Genomic DNA, 19407 nt, shown 5'->3' on the forward strand with positions numbered 1-19407 from the left:
TGTCAGGATGGAATATTATTTCCGATACCCTTCCAACTCTTTTATGCGATCGCGAAGCTGAATGGCCCGCTCGTACTCTTCATGAGCGACGACACTGTTAAGTTCTACTTTGATAGTCGCAATCATCTTATCAAGTTCGCTTCCCGGAATGCTGGGCAGGCCCTGGTCGGTAGACATCCGCACCGCCTCATCTTCAGCCTTGCTCATTTCGTCAACTTTTCCAGATCGTTGCCAAGCAAATCCCGTCGTTAAAATTCGATAATAAAGATCTTGGGCTTCGTCGACTTTATCTTGACCACACAGACCCTCTTCTTTAGCCGCTTTGACGGTCGCCAGAAGCTCCATCGCGCCCCGTTCAATCATTTCCAAACTCCACCAGGGAGTAGCCGAAGCCCACCAGTATTGATCGGAGTGGAGGGCGCGGTCTAGCAGCTCTCTACTCGTCATTCCGGGCTTGACCCGGAATCCAGTAACCCCGGCCGATTGTTTTTTGTTGTTTGTTATTTGTTTACTGGATTCCGGCTCTGGGGCCGGAATGACAGATGTAGCCAACCTCGTCAACTCCCACTGCAACTGATGAATTTCGTTTGTTGGCTCATCCCATCGATTAAAAGGCACGCCGCGCGGAATATCTTTCTCCATTAAGGCCCAGGTGGACGGGAAGGTCGGAGTCGACTCTCGTTTTGGGTACAAAGTAGGCAGTTCACTGATAGTAACGGACTTGATTTCGGGATCTTTATAGATTTCAAACAGTAATTTCTCCATTCCGGGGCGGTGATGACCAAAAGTCTCACCATCCATAGCGGTTAAGAGGTACGAGCCGTCGTTTCGGCGTTCCCCCAGAGCTTGCAGGAACAAAGCCGGAGTGCCAAGTTGACCGGAAAGCACGTGGTAAGAGAAATTCCGATCCCGAAAAAAGATTTGTAACGACCCAACATCGGAAACGTTGTAAATACGGTCATATTTTACTTGACCTAAATGCTGCGAATACGACAACTCCTCGGCAATGATCCATTCGTAACCAAGCGAAGCTACAACTTCTGCTACGTAGCGGTCATAAGCCATTTCGGGAGGAAAAAAGCCACGTAATCGAGGCGCGGTTTTACTTGTCATTCCGGCCCCGGAGCCGGAATCCAGTAACTCAGATTGATCGGATTTACTAGATTCCGGGTCAAGCCCGGAATGACGAGAGGTTGGCGGCAAAACCCCAAAATACTTAAAAAGACCCTCCTCATTAAGATGAACTTGACGAGTAATCTCCTCTTTAGATATTTTAGGTAATAAAGGATGAAATTTGGCAGAGCCCACTAACTCCACTTGACCTCGTTGCACTAGAATCTTAAGACCATCTATGACATCCTGATGGCCATATTGTGACCATAAATCACATAGAACGGCATTGACATTCAATGTCAATTTAGCCTCAGGATTATTTAGAAGCTCCGTCACGATCCGGCGATAGCATTCATTGGTAACCCGATCTACCCAGTATTGTTTCTGAGTAGGTGGCTGATAAAAATGAAGAAAATTACTCCAGATCATAGATAAAATGTCATTCCGGGCTTGACCCGGAATCCAGTAAATTAACAATTTTATTGTAAATATCCTGCGCTTTAACCTTTGCTATCCCGTCATTAGTACTCCCCACGACTGAAAGCAATAGTTCTGCGCCCCGCTGAACCATGTCCGGACTCCAGTACGGGTCACGAGAGGCCCACCAGAATTGATCGGAGTTGAGAGCGCGATCTAGCAGACTCCTATTTTTATCGATTTCAAGATTAGGATTAATTCGGATTCCGTTTCGGATTAATTCGGATTTTTCAACAACATTAATAGCTAACCCTATCAACTCCCACTGCAACGCATGAATTGCGTTCCCCTCTCGCTGCCAATGGGGATACAGAACTCCGGCTTTAAGACCGGCATCAGTCGTCCCCCAGCTACACTCGGCAATGGCCGTAGTGGCGGTAAAATCGACTACGGATGCCAATTCACTAATAGTTAGATACTCGTAATTAAGGGCCGCCACGGCTTCTAAAAAGTTAACGCCTTCTGTCCAGTGATGACCAAAGGTTTCGCCGTCAAGTGCCAGCACTAATTGATCAGAAAAACGACCGTAAGCGTCAATTAAATTTTTAAAACCGGCGATGTTCTGAGCGTAACCAAAGGCGACAGCCAGACTGGCACCGCGATCACGAACAATCACCTTTGTCGCAGTGCTAGGCAGTGACAAAAAGTGTGATTTACCTAAGGCCGCTACTTCATCGACCAACACCCAGTCATACTTCTTCTCATTTAGGATACATATGACAGTGTCATTTATGGCGAGTTCGGGAGGAAAGAATCCACGTAATCGCCCTTTGGGCGAAACGTGGCACAGCCCGTTATGCCTAAGACAGTCTTCCTGCAACTCAATTTGTCGCTTAATCTCGGCTTCAGGTAATAATGGCAAAACGGGATGGCACCAGCCACCGCCAGTCACTTCCACCTGACCACGCCCAATTAATTCCCGCAAACTGTTAAGGATATCGGCGTATTCCGGCGAATCCGACCACCATTTGATTAAAGTCCCACTAATATCTAAAGTGACGTGGAAAGCGGGGTGACGCTGTAAAATGGCCAGCAGCGGTCTGTAAGATGAATTGCTAATGCTGGCGACGACCTCTGGGTCTTGAAAAGATGGTTGATGGAGGTGTAAAAGCCAGGAAATTTTCATGACAGCGTTAAACCACCCGTTTCAATAAGCGGACTGCGATTGTGAAAATCAAGAGCCTTGGCAAATAGCTTTTCATAATCCTTGGAAACCTTTTTCCAAGAAAAATCACGGGTCATGGCGCGCTCTTGAAGACCGCGCCAAGTATTAACATGGTGGTAGGACTCGATAGCCCGCACGATCTGGGCAAAAAAGGCCCACATGTCAAAATCATGAAACACAAAGCCGGTACCGATGCCTGTTACAGCGTCAAAATTAGTGACCGTGTCGGCCAGTCCTCCAGTGGCGCGGACAACAGGAATAGTGCCGTAGTGCTGGTACTCCATTTGAACTAGCCCACAAGGCTCAAAACGGGATGGGAACAAGCCAATATCGGCCCCGGCAAAGACTAAGCGAGGTAAAGTGAAATTAGGCATGGGGTGAATGCTGACTTTACGCGGATATTCCTCGTGCAGTTTCTTTAGAGCTTCGATGAAAGAGCCATCTCCCCCACCCACTTGCACGAACTGAATGTCAAAATCACGCATTAAGGGATGAATGACATCAAGTATCAGGTCCACCCCTTTTTGGCTGTCAAGACGCCCCACAAAAGCTAGCACCGGGATGTTTGGTTTGATAGGCAGATCAAACTCCCTTTGTAACGCGGCTTTATTTTCGGGACGATCTTCTAAACTATTTACCGAAAAATTCTTGGCAATATATTTATCGGTAGCCGGATTAAATTCGCTGTAATCAATGCCGTTGACGACCCCGAATAACTTGCTGCGAACCTCTAAAAGTAACTTATCCATGCCCTCACCATATTCCGGCGTTAAAATTTCATGAGCGTAAGTTTCGGAAACGGTGTTCACCAAGTCGGCATACATCGCTCCGCGACGCATAAAATTCTGCTTTTCCAAACGCGGTGAAAATAGTGCCGCCACTTCGGAATGGCCGTCATCAAAGTCCATTTCTGAAATCGTGCGATGGTCGAACATCCCTTGAAAGCGGAGATTGTGAATCGTAAATATAGTGGCGATTTTCTTGAGGATCGGATCATTTTTATAAACAGTTTTTAGGTAATTTGACAGTATACCGGTATGCCAGTCGTTAGTTTGAATAATATCCGGCACCCAGTCGGAAGTCTTGATGAACTCCAAAGCGCCGCGTGACAACAAGGCCCAACGAACCGGATCATCGTTGTAACCGTAAACATTGGCCCGTTTTTCGTAGTATTCCTGATTTTCTAAAAAGTAAGTGGGTACACCGTCCTCAAATTTATTCATTTTAACGTTACAAATTAACTCTTTTAGACCATCTTCGGAATCGGTGGGTACTGAAAGACCGACTTTAACCATCTTCATTTTGTAAACGGACTCGTCAATAGAACCAAATTTAGGCATGAATAAGCGGACATCATGTCCTCTGGCAGCGAGTGACCGAGACAAATATGCGAGGACCCGAGCGTAACCACCAACGTTGGCATACGGCGAAACCTCGGCACCGACCATTAGAATCTTAAGTGGCTTGTCAGTTTTGCTTTCTTCTGTAATGAATTTTTGGACTTTGGAGAGGATCGTCATTAAATAAAAGTATAGCACAATACCAGATATGTCATTCCGGGCTTGACCCGGAATCCAGTAAACAATCCAACAAACGTAGGGGCTTGATTCATCAAGCCCTCGATTCAATTGACCGAGGGCCGGATAAATCCGGCCCCTACGTTATTGTTTTTTGTTATTGGATTCCGGCTCTGGGGCCGGAATGACAAGTTGGGAAACAAAAAGTCGCCTCGCGCGATTACTGATCAAGTAATAACGTTTGGCGACTGGTACCTTGGCTGCGTAGTCTGTCTCTGGGACGATGATACGTTAGATCTTAAGTGTCACTCGTCCATTTATTTTACCCCAAATGCATTTTGGAGAGTTTTATGGTTATTTAATAATTGTCGACACTCTCAATCTCCGGATTTTATCGCGATTTGTAATACGAGGAAGACCTTTCCTAAATATCTGAAAGGTCGAGGCACCCCCACTTCGCTAAAGCTTCGTGGGAAACGAGGCGTGTTTTGCACGGTGGAAACACGTCAATATTTGCTTGTCTCACATCGACCTAGTCGAAAATGAATTAGTCATTACTTGTCTTAAAGTTAGCAGAAGTAATAAAGTTGTCAATGATTAAATATTACGAAGATCGGCTTCCAATTTATTCTTGGCGACAACTTTAAAACCTTTAACACTTTCTACCTCGCGCCAGAGGTTAATGTCGGTAACATCCAGAAAACAGAGGTTAGCGTTGGCCTCATCGTTTGCGGTAACAGCTTGCAGCACATTTTCAAAAAACGGCAAATCGTCGAAACGAACGTAAACATGGATCACAGAAAAAGGCGGCATCTCTCGCTGCAGCGACATGCCAGCGAAGCCGGTTAAAGCGTATGGGACGTGAGCATTGGTACAGGATTTTTGAATCTTTTGGGCTAGAAGACGAAGATCACGAATATTACTGCGATACAGCAATTTATTTTTCTGAACAGGCGCTATTGGTTTAGGAGCCGGAGTTGACACGACAACTTCTTCCTCTTCCGAGGCATCATAAATATCAGTAATAACAGGCACGGTTGAAGCTGCTACTGGAGCCCGCCGAAAGGGCCAGACTTGCGCTACGTTTGACGGAGTAACAGGAGCCGTCTTTGGGAAGTTAATACGAGAGGCGGTTTCTTCTGAAGGCTCGTCTAGATGACGGGGCCTAGGCTGTGGTTCACGTGAGCTGGGACGCGGGGCCGGTACAAAGTGGTAAGGCTCTTTTTTTACCATCGGGCCCATGAAGTTAGTAATCGCCTCACGAGTAAAACGAAGCCGGCCACCGGCAGTTTTAAAAGTTTCTATTTTTCCATCCCTGATGTAACGGTACAAAGAGCGAAGAGTTACGCCAAGCACTTGGGCCACTTCTGGCGCTGTGTAAAATCTGTCTTGCAGTTCCATATGGTATTAAATTAGGAAATTTTAGACATGAAGTCAAGGGCCAATTTAGGTCATTAATATAATATGTCATTCCGGGCTTGACCCGGAATCTAGTAATCGTTTACTGGATTCCGGCTCAGGGGCCGGAATGACAAGAGGATCTTTATAGGAAACAAAACATACGCCCGAAGGACGCGGCCTAAACGTTTAGGTTCCAAGAAGATCCGCCATAGAGCTTCCAAAGGACCGGAAGCGCGACGGCGCTTCCCCACTATAAAATCAAACGTCCCGCCTACCCCAATGCCCACACGGACGTTTGATAACAGATGACGATTAGCGTAAAGCCATTTTTCCTGCTTCGGACTACCAAATGCTACAAAAAGTAGGTCAATTTGTTCTGTAAAAACTTCCGGTGACGACTCGCGAGAACAGTAGATTACATTTAGACCGGGGTATGTATCTAGCAGTTTTGACTTGACCAATTGGCAAACGTCGGTATCCTGGTAAGACTCACCGCCAAGTAGTCCTAGTGACCAGCCTTGTAATGACGCTGTTTGGCAAAGCCTAGGCACTAAATCCGCCCCCGCAATTTTCTCTGTGGCGTGACTGGGATTGAATAGGCGCTGACAGAGAACCACCCCAAAACCATCCGGCAATGAAAGGTCAGCGGAATTGAGGATAACTTTAAAGACCGGGTCTGCTGAAGCATTTAGTAGAAAGTCCGCGTTAACGGTGGTAACGAGATGAAAACGAGGTTCCGTGACAAAGCCTGAAATTCGTGACAAAGCATCTTTAAATAATATATTTTCGACGTGAACTCCTAGTATGTTAGTTGTCATATTTTAGATATGTCATTCCGGCCTTGAGCCGGAATCCAGTAACTCCGAACGATTTTCATGACCGGTGTTATTGGATTGACTGGATTCCGGGTCGCGCGAGGCGCTTGCCCGGAATGACATAAATAAAGACTCCGCAGCTTTTTCCCAACTAAACCTCTTCGACATTGTCAAACATTTTTGACAAATATCGTCGTTGGTATTTCTCAAGCGCGCTACCTCAATTAATCCGTCAGCGATAGAGTCAACTGAGCCGCTACCCACCACCACGCCCACTTTTGAGAAATCTAATTGGACCCCTACTCTGTCACTCACCACAACAGGTGTTCCACAAGCTAGGCTCTCGATGACAGGCAGGCCAAAGCCCTCTTCATGAGAAACGAGGCAAGTGGCTTCAGCATAACTATAAAGTATTGGCAAATCGGCCGTCGCTACCCTCCCGAGAAACTTAACCCTATCGGAAATACTAAATTTTATGTCACCACCACTACCAGCAATCACTAGATCATAATGATCTTTTAGGTCAGTTTGATTGAGTTTTGCAAAAGCGGCAATTAAATTAGTTAAATTTTTTCGTTTATTTATTGTCCCTACATATAAGAAGTAAGGGCTACGTAGATTATACTTATTTGCAAGAGTCACCATTTCTGAAGATTGACGTGGATAAAAAACCGCGGCGTCTACGCCCTCTGGGATAATAGTGATTTCTTTTTGACCATACATACGGATTAAATTCGTCTTCGTCGCTTCCGAAACTACTATAATAGTATCGGCATATTTAACCGACCAGCGGAGTGACAAACTGCGATCAATTTCACCATGGACTGTTACAACAACGCGGAGACCAGGTCGATGCAGTAGTGGCAGGGTTGGGACCGGCTCCCAGAGGACGTTGATCTGGCGGTATTGGAAAGAAGCGAGCATTACTTGTAGTTGAGTGATAAGAAAACGACCCTGTAGTCCGACGATTTCGTAGTTGGAAAACGAGCCTAGAGTCTGTTGCCAAAAGACCTTCGCCTCTAGTCCCGTAGTCAACAAAATAAAGTTATCTGTCAAATTAGCCTTTATTAGCGCCTTAGTCATCTCAATCGTGTAAACATCGGTGCCAACGGGAGTCTTAAAATTAGTCTTTGTAAGATCAATTCCAATTATCACACTTCTATTATATACAAATACCAGTATTCGGATACATTTGGATACCATTTCGGATTAATTAGGATGTAGTATATAATACATCTGTGACTATCCGACTGGGAAAACTTATTATCAGTAAGAAGACCGCCCTGGCAATTGCCATGCCTCCCGGCATTCTTTTTTTCACCCTGATCGCCATCTTTTTTGGCAAGGGTTACAACATCAATGTTACCCAAAGAACGGTTGATAAAACCGGCATGTTAGTGGTTAAATCTCAACCAGACGGGGCCAAGATATACCTTGATAACGAGTGGAAAAGCGCTACCCCCTTCACTTTTTCTAACTTAAGACCGAAGACGTACCTTGTTAGGGTTGAAAAAGATGGCTTTAGCACTTGGGAAAAACCGGTCAATGTGTACCCGGAATTAGTGACGGATATTACCTCTGTATTAGTCTCAGCGACGCCAAAATTAGAGCCTTTGACCTATGGTGGCGCTGCCAGTCCCAGTTACTCAGACTCGGCTCACGCCATTGCCTACGGCACCCAAAACAGCAAGCCCGGCATCTGGGTCCTGCCGGTCGGTAAGCCTTTGCCAATCACTCTTTTTCAGAGTAATCCCTCGCTTGTCATGCCAGACACGGAAACTACTAAATATTCCAAAGCCGTAAGTTACAATTGGTCACCAATTGGCGATCAATTACTGGTGAAAATAACTGACGAAGATTACCGATTGATCGACGTTAATCAAAGTAAAGAACTGGAACAGGCCAGTACTTCGGCCGATATTCTAAACGCCTGGAGTGATGAAATTACTAAAAAGAAAGTCTCTTTTCTGGAAAAACAAACGATTACTGCAGACCTCGCCCAAATAGCCACCGCTTCCGGGACCCTCTGGAGCCCAGACGGCTTAAAGTTCGCTTATAAAGTTGAAGAAAATGGCAGCACGGTTCTTAAAATCCATAACATGGAAAAACCAACCCCGATCGATGAGAAGACGGATTATGTCACCCTGACCGCGGCTACCGGCACTACCCTATCAGCCTACATTTGGTATCCTGATAGTTACCATTTAGTACTTAAAGATGGCAATAGTCTGTATTTGGTCCGAATTGATGGGACCAACAAGACCGAAATTTATTCCGGAGTCATTAACGGAGAGCAATTTTTTGTGACACCAGATGGTAATAAAGTTATTATTAACGCTTCCTTTAAAAAAGACGCCACTTCCGAACTCTACGCCATTAGTTTAAGATAACAGCATGAACCATCAAAAATTCTGGCGGCAATTCCTGGGTAACCTCTTAATAATTAGCAGCTTACTAATTTTAGTGCTAGCCTGGGGCCCGATTATTAAATCTGAGTTGAATTACCAACTAAATAAATTGACCGGACATAAATTCTGTTTGCCAAGTGACAAAACTTGCTTGACCGGACAAAGTGACACATTAGGACAAAAGCCGTCCCCATTTAGCGCTTTAATCGGTAGATTGATAGTATCTACCCCCACTATTATTCAACCAATTAATCGCGAATTCGCGATAGTGATCGAAAAAATCAACGTTAACGCCCCTATTATCTCTAATGTTTCGGTAACCGATCCGGCTGCTTATAATAAAGCGCTGCGCGACGGTGTGGCTCAAGCCATTAACACCGCTGTGCCATCCGACCCTCGTGGCAACGTTTATTTATTTGCTCATAGCTCCCTGGATTTTTGGCAACTGGGGCAGTATGCGACTGTCTTTAATCTCGTCCGGAAATTAGAACAGGGTGACACCATTCACGTCTTCTACCATGGCTTTGACTATACTTACAGTGTTATTAACAAAGAAATCGTGGCCGGTTTTAACACCTACCCGCTTGACCGTCGAACGATCGAGCCTATTTTAACGATTCAGACCTGTGATCCACCGGGAACAACTTTGAACAGACTAGTGGTGACGGCAAAGCTAACCATGGTAAAATAACACTATGCCAACAATAATCACCGTCCCCGATAAAAGGTTAAGACTAAAGTCAAAACAAATTAAAAAATACGACGATACCGTTGACAAACTAATTGCTGACCTGAAGACGGCGCTAATTAACCACGAGGACCCCGAAGGTGTTGGCATTAGCGCCCCTCAAATTGGCGTGAATCTTCAAGTCTTTATAACTAAAAAAGTCGACGCTGCCGGTAAGCCTCTGGCCGGCGATGACGCTTTCCAAGTCTTTATAAACCCCGTAATCACAAAATACTCGAGCGATTTAAATTGGGACCATTTAAAACCGGAAGATCATTATTACGAAGGTTGCCTCTCCGTCCCCGGAATTTACGGTGAGGTGACACGGCCCTGGTCCATCACTGTGACCTACGATCAATTGACAACTTTGCATTGCCATGCAATTTTGTCAACAACGACCGTAGAGCTTAACGGCCTCCCGGCCATCTATTTTCAACATGAATACGATCATTTACAAGGCATTATCTTCACCGACCTCGTCCTTAAACAAAGTGGAAAACTTTATGAACTAGCAGAGGATGGGAATTTTAAGGAAATTTAATGGATTGACGATTTATCGATCGATCCTTTCAATCATCAATCGTTAATCGTTAATCCGATTCAGTAATAGCATTTTAGTTATGACAAGCCTTGTATTCTTCGGCTCTTCTAAATACGCCGCTTGTTGCCTTGACGCTATCATTAAAGACGGGCGTTATGAGGTTAAGCTTGTTGTGACCCAACCGGATGCACCCAGTGGACGCAATCAAGAAATGACAGAAACAGCTGTTTCCGAATTTGTCCGAACACTTCCAAATGATCCGAATATCAAATCGATCGATGATTCGGATAATTCGGAGAAATTCGGATTAATTCGGAAGATTAGCCTGTTAAAGCCTGCAACCTTAAATGACGAAGCGGTCATTAAAAATATTAAAGACGCAAAACCTAAAGTAGGAATTGTTCTCGATTACGGCTTGCTAATTCCTGCTGACGTAATGTCACTCTTTGACCTAGGCATTATCAATCTCCACCCCAGTTTGCTACCAAGTCACAGAGGCGCAATTCCAGCCCAGAGTGCGATCATTTGCGGTGACAAAACGACCGGCGTCACCCTCATAAAAATCAATGCTAAATTCGACAGTGGTGAGGTTTTAGCCCAAGTAGAGGAGGAGATAAAAAATGATGACACTCCTGTAACTTTATATGACCGTTTATTCGCAAAAGGTATCACTCTATTACTCGCAGTGCTACCTAAGTATATATCAGGTGAGATCAAGTTGACGTCTCAGAAACCATCAACTGAGCCTTACGAAAAGCGCTTGACTAAAGACAGCGGTCGCATTGATTGGACACAAAGTGACGAGGTCATTGAACGATTTATTAGAGGAATGACACCGTGGCCTGGGGCATGGACGACGCTGCAGGCGCTTCATGATTCGCCCTCAACCGATGACAACCAAAAAAACGATAAAACCGTCAAAATCCTCAAGGCCCACCTCAATGATTCCGGCACCCTCGCCATTGATCTGCTACAAATCGAAGGCAAAAATCCAATGAGTTGGAAACAATTTGAGGCTGGTTATTTAAAATGAAAAATAATTTCCCACAAGATTTTCTTTGGGGCGCCGCCACTTCTTCACACCAAGTCGAGGGCGGCAACGTCAATAATGACTGGTATCAAGCAGAACAGCAAGGACGCATCCCTAAAGCAGGGCTAGCCTGTGACTCGTATCACCGATTTGAAGGCGATTTTGACCTCGCTGCTTCACTTGGACATAACTGCCACCGCCTCTCACTCGAATGGTCGCGCCTGGAACCAACTGAGGGCCACTTTGATCAAGCAGAATTTGATCACTATAAAATCGTCCTTCAGTCTTTGCGCAGACATCACTTAAAGTCCTTCGTAACCCTCTGGCACTTTACAACACCGATATGGTTTACCCTGAGCTTGTCGAAGGGCTGGGAGAACAAACGTTCGGTCGAATATTTTCGACGCTACGCGGAAAAATGCGCCAGGGAATTTGGCGATTTAGTTGACTTTTGGGCGCCTTTTAACGAGACTACCATTTATGGTTTTGAGGGCTACCTTGAGGGCAAGTGGCCGCCGTTTAAAAAAGGCAATTATTTAAGCTGTCTACGTTTTATTTGGACGCAAATCAAAGCTCATAAAGCCGTGTATGAAGCAATAAAGAAGTTATTGCCAGAGGCCAAAGTCGGCCCCGCTATTAACTTTTGCTCTTTTGAACCATATCGACCGGGCAACCTTCTGGACTGCGCCGCCACTTGGCTCAACAGCACTCTTTATAACAAAGTAATGATGATTGCCACTAAAAATTACTCAGACTATATAGGATGCAATTATTATTTTCACAAACACGTCATGTTTAAACTCCGGGCGAGCAAGCTATTTTTGGCCGACAACATTCCCAATAGCCTATGGGTCAATGATCTGGGTTGGGAAATATATCCTAGAGGAATTTATGAAGTTTTGACGGATCTTAAAAGTTACGGCAAGCCGATTTATATCACAGAGAACGGGTTGGCAGATTCACATGACGTTAGTCGGAGGCGCTTAATTGAAGAAACTTTGACCTGGGTACAACAGGCGATGAGTGAGGGCGCAAATGTTCGAGGTTATATTCAGTGGGCCTTAATCGATAATTATGAATGGAGTGAAGGGTTTGGACCAAGATTCGGGTTGATCGCGGTCGACTACGAGCATGATTTAAAGAGGACGGTACGACCGAGTGCTCTTTGGTTTCGAGACAAAATATTGTCATTCCGGGCTTGACCCGGAATCCAGTAAAAGATTAACTAGCAACGACCTTCGTCCCCTTTAAACAAGAGGTGCAAATGCGTAATTTCTCGGTTTTAGTACCAGTATCTAAGGAAACAGTACGCAAATTAACCCCCCACTCGCGGTTGCTCTTAGGCCCTTTTCGGTGCCACTTGCCGCTATGACGGTGAATTCCGCTCTTATTACCCATTTTACCTTTACCGCAGAGATCGCAAATTCGAGACATAACAGGGCCTATTAAACCATACGGTAGCCGAAAGATCAACTCCTGGAAATAAAATAGAGTTGGCGTAAGATTAAAGTAATGCGGGATACTATCGATAAAAATGCAAACACTGAATTACTGGAGATGCTGCGTAACTTAAAGCAACTTGCCCTTAAAATCGCCTCTACTGAAAAATTAAAACCTAACAAGTCGAATCCACCAGCAACTATCGTAAAAAATGAGCCTTAAAGCAGATTTAGTAAAAAACGATACTATCGACGAAACAGCCCCTAAGTCAGAAGGTAGTCTAAACGAACCAACTTATGATTTTAAAGAGGTGGCTAAAACAATCACCGAAATTATACAGTTGTTGGATGATTGTGAAGCTAAGTATAGTGGAACTAAATCTTTGACCGGTGTTATTAAAGACCAGGCTAAAGTAATTGGGGCTCGTTTACTAGAAATAACCCAAACACCCAGTAGAAAAAGACAGGAACGCTTCCGGGAAGATTCCGTAAAACTAGAGGAAGCTTTGGGTATAACAGATACGTACAGCCGCACAAATGAGGCGTTGTTATTTATTGATCCACCATTTTTAAAAACCCTATCCTTAGCGGGAGTTCCCCACCCCGAAGAAGGATTTGGAATTGCCGCTTGGCAAAACTGGCTTAAAGCACGGGCGGAAGCCAGAAATACAGAAAATCTCGATTTGGCAACTGTCATGCACCTGCACGAGGTGGTCGCGGCCGGTTTAGGAGAAACGGTCGCCGGGAAAATCCGCCAAGAGGGGGCACTGGGTGGCGATTATACAGAAACAGGCACCGCCCTTCATTTAAAATCTCAGCAATTGCAAGCCCTAGCGGGCAACCCGTTATTAAAGATAAATACGCTCGGTGAAGAATCGGCAGGAGTATTAATCATTTACCCCAATGCTAAGTACCAAGAGTCGTACTCGGCTTGCTTGAAAACCTTACCTGAAGATGTTCAGCAGGCAGAAAAAGCTGTTTTAACCACGGAATCCTTAATTAAAGCGCTCCTTAAAGAAACTTTAAGCTGGTACGAAAATGAAGAGGCTAAATTAAAAGCCGATCTTGACCCCTCACAGCGAGAAAAAGATCTGCAGGTAATTAAAATAGCGGCAGAACTGCAGCAGCGAATAGTGTCAATTCACCCCTTTAGGGATGGTAATGGTCGACTGTCGCGCTTACTAATGAACTACGTTCTAGAAAAACATGGCGTAGCCCCCAGCATTATAGAGTTAGGCGATCAGGACATATTCTACACTCCCGAAGAATGGGCCAAACTTGTAGAGGAAGGTACCAACAAACACGAACGTCGCATTGTATTTCGAGCTGTTTTATAAGCAAGCCGGCCACAATTTAATGCCAAATACTTCCCGTCTAAATCACGAACAATGCCGAGAATATTTAGCCGAATTTAGTAAATCCGCCGCTGATTTTAAAGAGTGGTCTAGTGGAACTGCTAAAGTGGGAGTAGAACAGGTCAGTTTTGGCGGTTTAGCCAAAATTAAAGATATCGCTGCGGGCTACGATACTTCACCCAACGGGTGGCAACAATCTAACGAGCTGTATTACAGTAATATAAAGGTCTACCGCGGCGGTATTTGCAAAGACGTAACCGATCCGCACCAGTTTTTAGAGATGTTTGCCAGGCCAACGGCCTTTAACACCGCTTACCGACCATTAATGGAAGACGGATTGACCGCCCGGTCTTTGGAAAAACCGCAGTTAGCCACAATTGAACAGGCAGCCCAAGATTTTAACGCGGCTTTAATTTTAGACTACGCTATTGCCGGAGCTCACCCCGATCTAGATACGTTCGAATTTGGAAGTCGGAGAAATAACAGGAACCCGGTAATTATTTCGACAGAATTAGCAAATGAGTTCTTAAAAAGTAAAACGGTGGCCGGAACTTTACAACGAGAACAGGAGGTGTGGTTAAAAACAAAGGGTGACGTAAGTAGTGCAGCGGCAGAAGTCGAAGAAAAATTAGTGTTTAATGCCGGAATTAAAGGATCGTACATCGCCAGACTTTTAGAAACCCATTCCCGGGGAAATCCAGCCCACGTTTGGGCATCACCGATGGTTAGTACCTCTCAAAACAAAGAGTCGGCCCTTAAATTTACCATTGATGGCATTAAACCTAACATTGACGGAAGGAATCATGGTGAATACGGAGTACTGGTTACGGCGTCTCTGCCGAAATCTGGTTTTATAATTTGTAACGATATTAGAAAAGTGCCCGCCTTCCAAGGAGATTCTTATAGCTGGGATCTAAACAACGATGGTGGCGAAGAAGAGGTATTACTAAACGGCGGACTAGCACCCAACGCGATTCAGGAAATAACAGCATTAGAACCAGATGGCAAAATAGCCTGTATTATAAGAAGAATGTCTAATAACGAAATTGTGTATACCGAAAACAGCACCGGTAAATCAGAAATTTATGTAATAGACGAAACTGGCAAGCTGCGTCTTAAGCCTTAATTAGCTGGCGGAGTGCCGTAAATAGTAATTTTCGTCCCTACATCTTCTGGCGTGGGATAAGCGGCCCAGGTGCCCTCTTTATAAGTGGGATTAGTCCAGTAAAAAATCGTTTCTGCCTCGCTAGTTTTCATGTTAATGCAGCCGTGGCTCATGGGGTGCCCAAAGTTGCTATGCCAATACGTGCCATGCAGGCTAAAACCGGACCATTTGGAAACACTGTCATTATAAAAAAACTGGACGAAGGGAACGTTTGGTAAATAATAATAAGTTGACAGGGCTTTACTTCCCCCGGTCATCAACGTATATTTCGGCTTGGCCCAAATGGTAAATTCTCCGGTCGGCGTTTTGCCCCATAAGCCTGAAGAGATTAAGAAATCATAGACTTTCTTGCCGTCCTCAAAAGCGTAGAGACGCTGATTCGTTAAGTCGACTTCGATACGCTTAACAGTAGTGGGATTAAACGACGTGCTACTACCCAAAACTAGATTTTGAGGAGCCACTGCGAGAAGCGATTGACCGGAAACAGCCACACCATGCCAGATAGCTGGATCGGCTGTAGCATCAAACTGACCGCTTAAGCGGCTGGGATCAATGGGGTTTTGAGCGGAAGACAGGTCGTGTGCGGTAATGCCGGCCGCCACGGCCGTTACAAATAGGAACGAAAAGACGTATAAGACGAGCTTTCGGTCGAACATAAGCTATTAGATACAGACTATATAATTAAAAATAAAATGCAAGAATCTAATTTTAAATTTGAAAAATCGTTTAGTAAAACAAAAACAACCGATGTTTGAAACATTAAAAATTTAATATTGAATTCAAATTTCAAATTGTAAATTTCAAATTAAATCTAAGGTATACTGAATTCGTGATAAACCCTTTTGTTACAAAGCTCTCCCGCATTTTTAATACCAAACAATTCAAAATAGCCACCGCCGTCGTTGCTTTATGTTTCTGGGCCGCCACCCCTTTTATATACCTGCACCCCAAGAACTTTTTAAAACTGGGCTATTTAGGCATTTTTGCCTTTAATTTATTCGGCGGCGTTGGCACCGTCATCGCCCCCGCTTTAGCCCGTCATTCCAACATACTATTATTGGCGTTGGCTACAGCCTTCGGTATGAGTTTAAATGACAGTGTCGCCTACCTCATAGGACTTGGGGGCGAGGTCATTTTGCCGCACACACAAAGGGCTGACCGGATCTTCAGCATCATTAAAAGATATGGCATGATTGGTCTTTTTTGCTGGTCTTTGATACCACTGCCTTATGACATCATTGGCCTGATCGCCGGCTACGTCGAATTTCCCTACAGAAGATTTTGGGTCGCCACGTTTTTGGGAAAGTTTGTGAGGTTTATGATTATTGGAATCGTCGTCAGACTCGTACTTCACTAATTACTAGAGCGAATTGACAGTTTACGTCTATAGACAAAATTTGTCACAAGTATTTCACCCCTTGCTTTTTTGCCTCCGACGAAACTACAATAGGCTCCGTGCGAACTAAGTTTCTATTTGTGACCGGTGGCGTGATTTCGGGCCTAGGCAAAGGCATTACCACCGCCTCCATTGGTCTTCTCCTTAAGTCTGCCGGTTATAAAGTCTCCGTATTAAAAGTCGACATGTATTTAAACGTTGACGCCGGCACCATGAATCCCCTGGAACACGGCGAGGTTTTTGTAACCGAAGACGGCTTGGAAACCGATCAGGATTTAGGGCATTATGAGCGTTTCCTCGGCCAGAACTTAGGCCGACGGAATTATTTGACCATGGGCCAGGTCTACTGGGAAGTGCTAAATAAAGAACGACGGCTGGAATACGGCGGCAAATGCGTGGAAGGCCACATTCACATTCCCGAACACATCATTAGTCATATTAAAGAGACCGCCCGACTTGATAAAGCTGACATTATGCTGATTGAAGTTGGCGGGACCGTTGGCGAGTACCAAAATATCTTATTTTTTGAAGCCATTCGTCGCTTTAAACAAGCCAATCCTAAAGATGTCTTTTTAGCCCATTTAGTCTTTCTAATGGTTCCCGAATTCTTAGGCGAAATGAAGACCAAGCCGGCCCAGGCTTCCATTTATGACCTTTACGCCTTAGGATTGCAGCCAAACTTTGTGATCTGCCGCAGCGCCGTTCCCGCAGATGCTAAAAGGCGCCGTAACATCGCCTTTAACACTGGTGTTAAGGAAGAGAACATTGTTGCCGCCCCGGATGTGAACACTATCTATAAGATTCCCTTGATCCTTAAAGAACAAGGGTTAGACGTCAAACTGCAGCAGGAGATGGGTTTAAAAGTTAGGGTGACGAAGACTCACGAGTGGGAAAAGTTTGTGGAGCGGGCGCTTGATGGCAAGAAAGAGATCCGAATTGCGGTCGCTGGCAAATATTTCACTTCCGGCAATTTCTGTTTGGAAGACTCTTACGTTTGCGTCATTGAAGCGATAAAACACGCCGCCTGGGCCCACGATTTGCGACCGGTGATTAAGTGGTTTGACGTGGAAAAGATGGAGAGTGACGCTGCTGGCAAACTGTCTGCAGAATTGCTAACGTACGATGGTATCATTGTCCCACAGGGCTGGGGCAGCCGTGGCGTGGAAGGAAAATTAAAAGTTGTGGAACTGGCTCGCCAGAATAAGATCCCTTATTTAGGTTTGTGCTTTGGGATGCAAATGGCCGTCATTGAGTACGCCCGCAATGTGCTGGGATTTAAAGACGCGAATTCCGAAGAAGTTGACCCAAAAACAACCCATCCCGTCATTCACCTCATGAATACCCAAAAAGAGAATCTGGACGCTAAGAAATACGGTGGCACGATCCGGCTTGGCGCTTGGCCCTGTAAGTTACAGCCGGGAACACTTTTAGAAGCCGCCTATCAAAAGTATGGTGACCCCAAGACGGTGACAGTGCAAGAGCGCCACCGTCATCGCTATGAGTTTAATAATGCTTACAAAAAAGAACTGTTAGCCGCTGGTTTAGTTATTGGCGGGCTTTCTCCAGACGGCAAATTAGTGGAAGCGATCGAATTGCCGCGTGACAAGCATCCGTTTTTTGTAGCGACCCAATATCATCCAGAGTATAAATCAAGACCCCTAACCCCACACCCTCTCTTTTTAGCTTTCATTAAAGCTTGTGCAAAATAACAATTTGAGGACCGACCTATTTTTCAGGGGCTTGAATGGCTTTGAGATCTTGAAGACTTGCCAAAACATCAGCGTTAAAATGCATTCTGACGTCAGTTAGTCGTGGCTGATACGATGAATTGCGATTTTCGGGGACTTCGATTTCTACTGTCACCCCGGGCAAATTCGGTGATTGTTTTTCCCAAACTTCTAATCTATTTTTAGGGGCCAATTTATTAGCGACGTTAAGATCGGTACCCACAAAACTACTTTCGAAATTCTTCCAAGTGTCTACTTTATTAGCCTCCACCACGCGCAGTTTATCCAATAAATTGTAGCAGACAACCGGCGGCATAAAAGGGGTGCTGTGTTTTCCGCGACTCATTAACTCCCCTAAACTTATACTCGACCACTCATCACGAGCTATTATGTCATCTACTCCTGTTCGAGAAGCACCACCGCGACCATCCGCACACTCTCCTAGATATTTTACACTTGGGGACGTCCTATACCAATCAAAACCCTCCTCTAAATGAAGGTCTTGAAATATCTGTGCCAACTCAGTTTTATAATCCGGTAAACTTTCTTCTCGAGGAGCTTCGTTAGGATTTGTCATATAACTACTTTGAATCGCCACGATTAACTTGTCAAGTAGAAGATTTTAAGTCCCGCAACGTTCAAAAAACTAAAGCCCCTCGCAGCAAGCTGCGAGATGTCTTCTTTTCTGATTTCGCTTAATCATAAAATAAAGCCCTAGTTGTTGCAAAATGCCAACAAAAAGGGCTTTTCCAAACTATAGAAAAACGAAAATCAGGGCTGGGACTTGCAAGAGCAACAAATATGCGGCGTAAAGTAGAGCCTCAAACATAAATACCAATGTCCAAAAACCAGCTGATTTTTTCGACTTCAACATGCGATGCGTTGACATAACTACGACCGTCAACAACGCACAGAAGCTCAAGATCACCATGGCTAAGACGACTAGTTGCGCGGCTAAATGCGGATCCATTTTTACTCTCCTCTAATTCGGGTGTAATACTCATTTAGCGTGGGTGAAATGGCATCTTTAGCTTGCAATTGCGCTCTAAACCTCTAAACTTTCAAAATGCTTCTTCAAACTTTCCATAAATCCAAAAAAACTACAACCGAAGATGCCCAAAATGTTCTGGT

General features: G+C 44.8%; 18 protein-coding genes. 10 read left to right on the forward strand and 8 right to left on the reverse strand.

Going from position 1 to position 19407, the window contains the following annotated elements; all coding sequences use genetic code 11:
* Positions 1-15: 15 nt before the first annotated feature.
* The 6 genes from NT141_01080 to NT141_01105 form a co-directional block, all read right to left on the reverse strand.
* Positions 16-1542 carry a UvrB/UvrC motif-containing protein gene (locus NT141_01080; GenBank protein MCX6783652.1) on the reverse strand — a complete coding sequence of 509 codons (1527 nt, stop codon included), beginning with the start codon at positions 1540-1542 and terminating at the stop codon, positions 16-18.
* Between the two features lie 10 nt (positions 1543-1552).
* Complete coding sequence (locus tag NT141_01085) at positions 1553-2716, reverse strand: hypothetical protein (GenBank protein ID MCX6783653.1); 1164 nt, start codon at positions 2714-2716, stop codon at positions 1553-1555.
* Positions 2713-4275, reverse strand: coding sequence for a glycogen/starch synthase (locus NT141_01090; GenBank protein ID MCX6783654.1), 1563 nt, complete (start codon positions 4273-4275; stop codon positions 2713-2715). The genes NT141_01085 and NT141_01090 overlap by 4 nt, the downstream gene beginning before the upstream one ends.
* Before the next feature lie 594 nt (positions 4276-4869).
* The gene (locus tag NT141_01095; protein MCX6783655.1) at positions 4870-5673 is read right to left on the reverse strand and encodes a helix-turn-helix domain-containing protein; all 804 of its coding nucleotides are present in this window, start codon (positions 5671-5673) and stop codon (positions 4870-4872) included.
* Between the two features lie 89 nt (positions 5674-5762).
* A complete protein-coding gene (locus tag NT141_01100; GenBank protein ID MCX6783656.1) occupies positions 5763-6491 on the reverse strand; it encodes a WecB/TagA/CpsF family glycosyltransferase in 729 nt (242 codons plus the stop codon).
* 12 nt (positions 6492-6503) lie between these two features.
* On the reverse strand, positions 6504-7643 hold the full coding sequence (locus tag NT141_01105) for a glycosyltransferase family 1 protein (GenBank protein ID MCX6783657.1): 1140 nt from the start codon (positions 7641-7643) through the stop codon (positions 6504-6506).
* Positions 7644-7726: 83 nt separating this feature from the next.
* Between NT141_01105 and NT141_01110 the strand changes: the two genes are divergently transcribed.
* The 8 genes from NT141_01110 (at position 7727) to NT141_01145 (ending at position 15114) form a co-directional block, all read left to right on the forward strand.
* Positions 7727-8878, forward strand: a complete 1152-nt coding sequence (locus NT141_01110) for a PEGA domain-containing protein (GenBank protein MCX6783658.1) — start codon at positions 7727-7729, stop codon at positions 8876-8878.
* Positions 8879-8882: 4 nt separating this feature from the next.
* On the forward strand, positions 8883-9587 hold the full coding sequence (locus tag NT141_01115; GenBank protein ID MCX6783659.1) for a sortase: 705 nt from the start codon (positions 8883-8885) through the stop codon (positions 9585-9587).
* Between the two features lie 4 nt (positions 9588-9591).
* Positions 9592-10164, forward strand: coding sequence for a peptide deformylase (gene def / locus NT141_01120; protein MCX6783660.1), 573 nt, complete (start codon positions 9592-9594; stop codon positions 10162-10164).
* Positions 10165-10243: 79 nt separating this feature from the next.
* A complete protein-coding gene (locus tag NT141_01125; protein ID MCX6783661.1) occupies positions 10244-11197 on the forward strand; it encodes a methionyl-tRNA formyltransferase in 954 nt (317 codons plus the stop codon).
* Complete coding sequence (locus NT141_01130) at positions 11194-12396, forward strand: glycoside hydrolase family 1 protein (GenBank protein ID MCX6783662.1); 1203 nt, start codon at positions 11194-11196, stop codon at positions 12394-12396. The genes NT141_01125 and NT141_01130 overlap by 4 nt, the downstream gene beginning before the upstream one ends.
* A 310-nt stretch (positions 12397-12706) precedes the next feature.
* Positions 12707-12856: a hypothetical protein gene (locus NT141_01135; GenBank protein MCX6783663.1), complete on the forward strand. Its 150-nt coding sequence runs from the start codon at positions 12707-12709 to the stop codon at positions 12854-12856.
* Positions 12846-13970 carry a Fic family protein gene (locus NT141_01140; GenBank protein ID MCX6783664.1) on the forward strand — a complete coding sequence of 375 codons (1125 nt, stop codon included), beginning with the start codon at positions 12846-12848 and terminating at the stop codon, positions 13968-13970. Before NT141_01135 ends, NT141_01140 begins: the two co-directional genes overlap by 11 nt.
* A gap of 19 nt (positions 13971-13989) precedes the next feature.
* A complete protein-coding gene (locus NT141_01145) occupies positions 13990-15114 on the forward strand; it encodes a hypothetical protein (GenBank protein ID MCX6783665.1) in 1125 nt (374 codons plus the stop codon).
* On the opposite strand, the gene NT141_01150 is transcribed toward NT141_01145, so the two are convergent.
* Complete coding sequence (locus tag NT141_01150) at positions 15111-15809, reverse strand: L,D-transpeptidase (protein MCX6783666.1); 699 nt, start codon at positions 15807-15809, stop codon at positions 15111-15113. The two genes, NT141_01145 and NT141_01150, sit on opposite strands and share 4 nt — an antisense overlap.
* 173 nt (positions 15810-15982) lie before the next feature.
* On the opposite strand from NT141_01150, the gene NT141_01155 reads away from it, so the two are divergent.
* The gene (locus NT141_01155) at positions 15983-16510 is read left to right on the forward strand and encodes a VTT domain-containing protein (protein MCX6783667.1); all 528 of its coding nucleotides are present in this window, start codon (positions 15983-15985) and stop codon (positions 16508-16510) included.
* A 98-nt stretch (positions 16511-16608) separates the two neighbouring features.
* Positions 16609-18258: a CTP synthase gene (locus NT141_01160; protein MCX6783668.1), complete on the forward strand. Its 1650-nt coding sequence runs from the start codon at positions 16609-16611 to the stop codon at positions 18256-18258.
* Positions 18259-18274: 16 nt separating this feature from the next.
* Here NT141_01160 and NT141_01165 read toward each other — a convergent pair whose 3' ends face one another.
* Positions 18275-18853: a hypothetical protein gene (locus NT141_01165; protein ID MCX6783669.1), complete on the reverse strand. Its 579-nt coding sequence runs from the start codon at positions 18851-18853 to the stop codon at positions 18275-18277.
* Positions 18854-19407 lie beyond the last annotated feature (554 nt).

This window comes from candidate division WWE3 bacterium, from assembly GCA_026396615.1.
In the GTDB taxonomy this organism is placed as follows: Bacteria; Patescibacteriota; WWE3; order JAPLWK01; family JAPLWK01; genus JAPLWK01.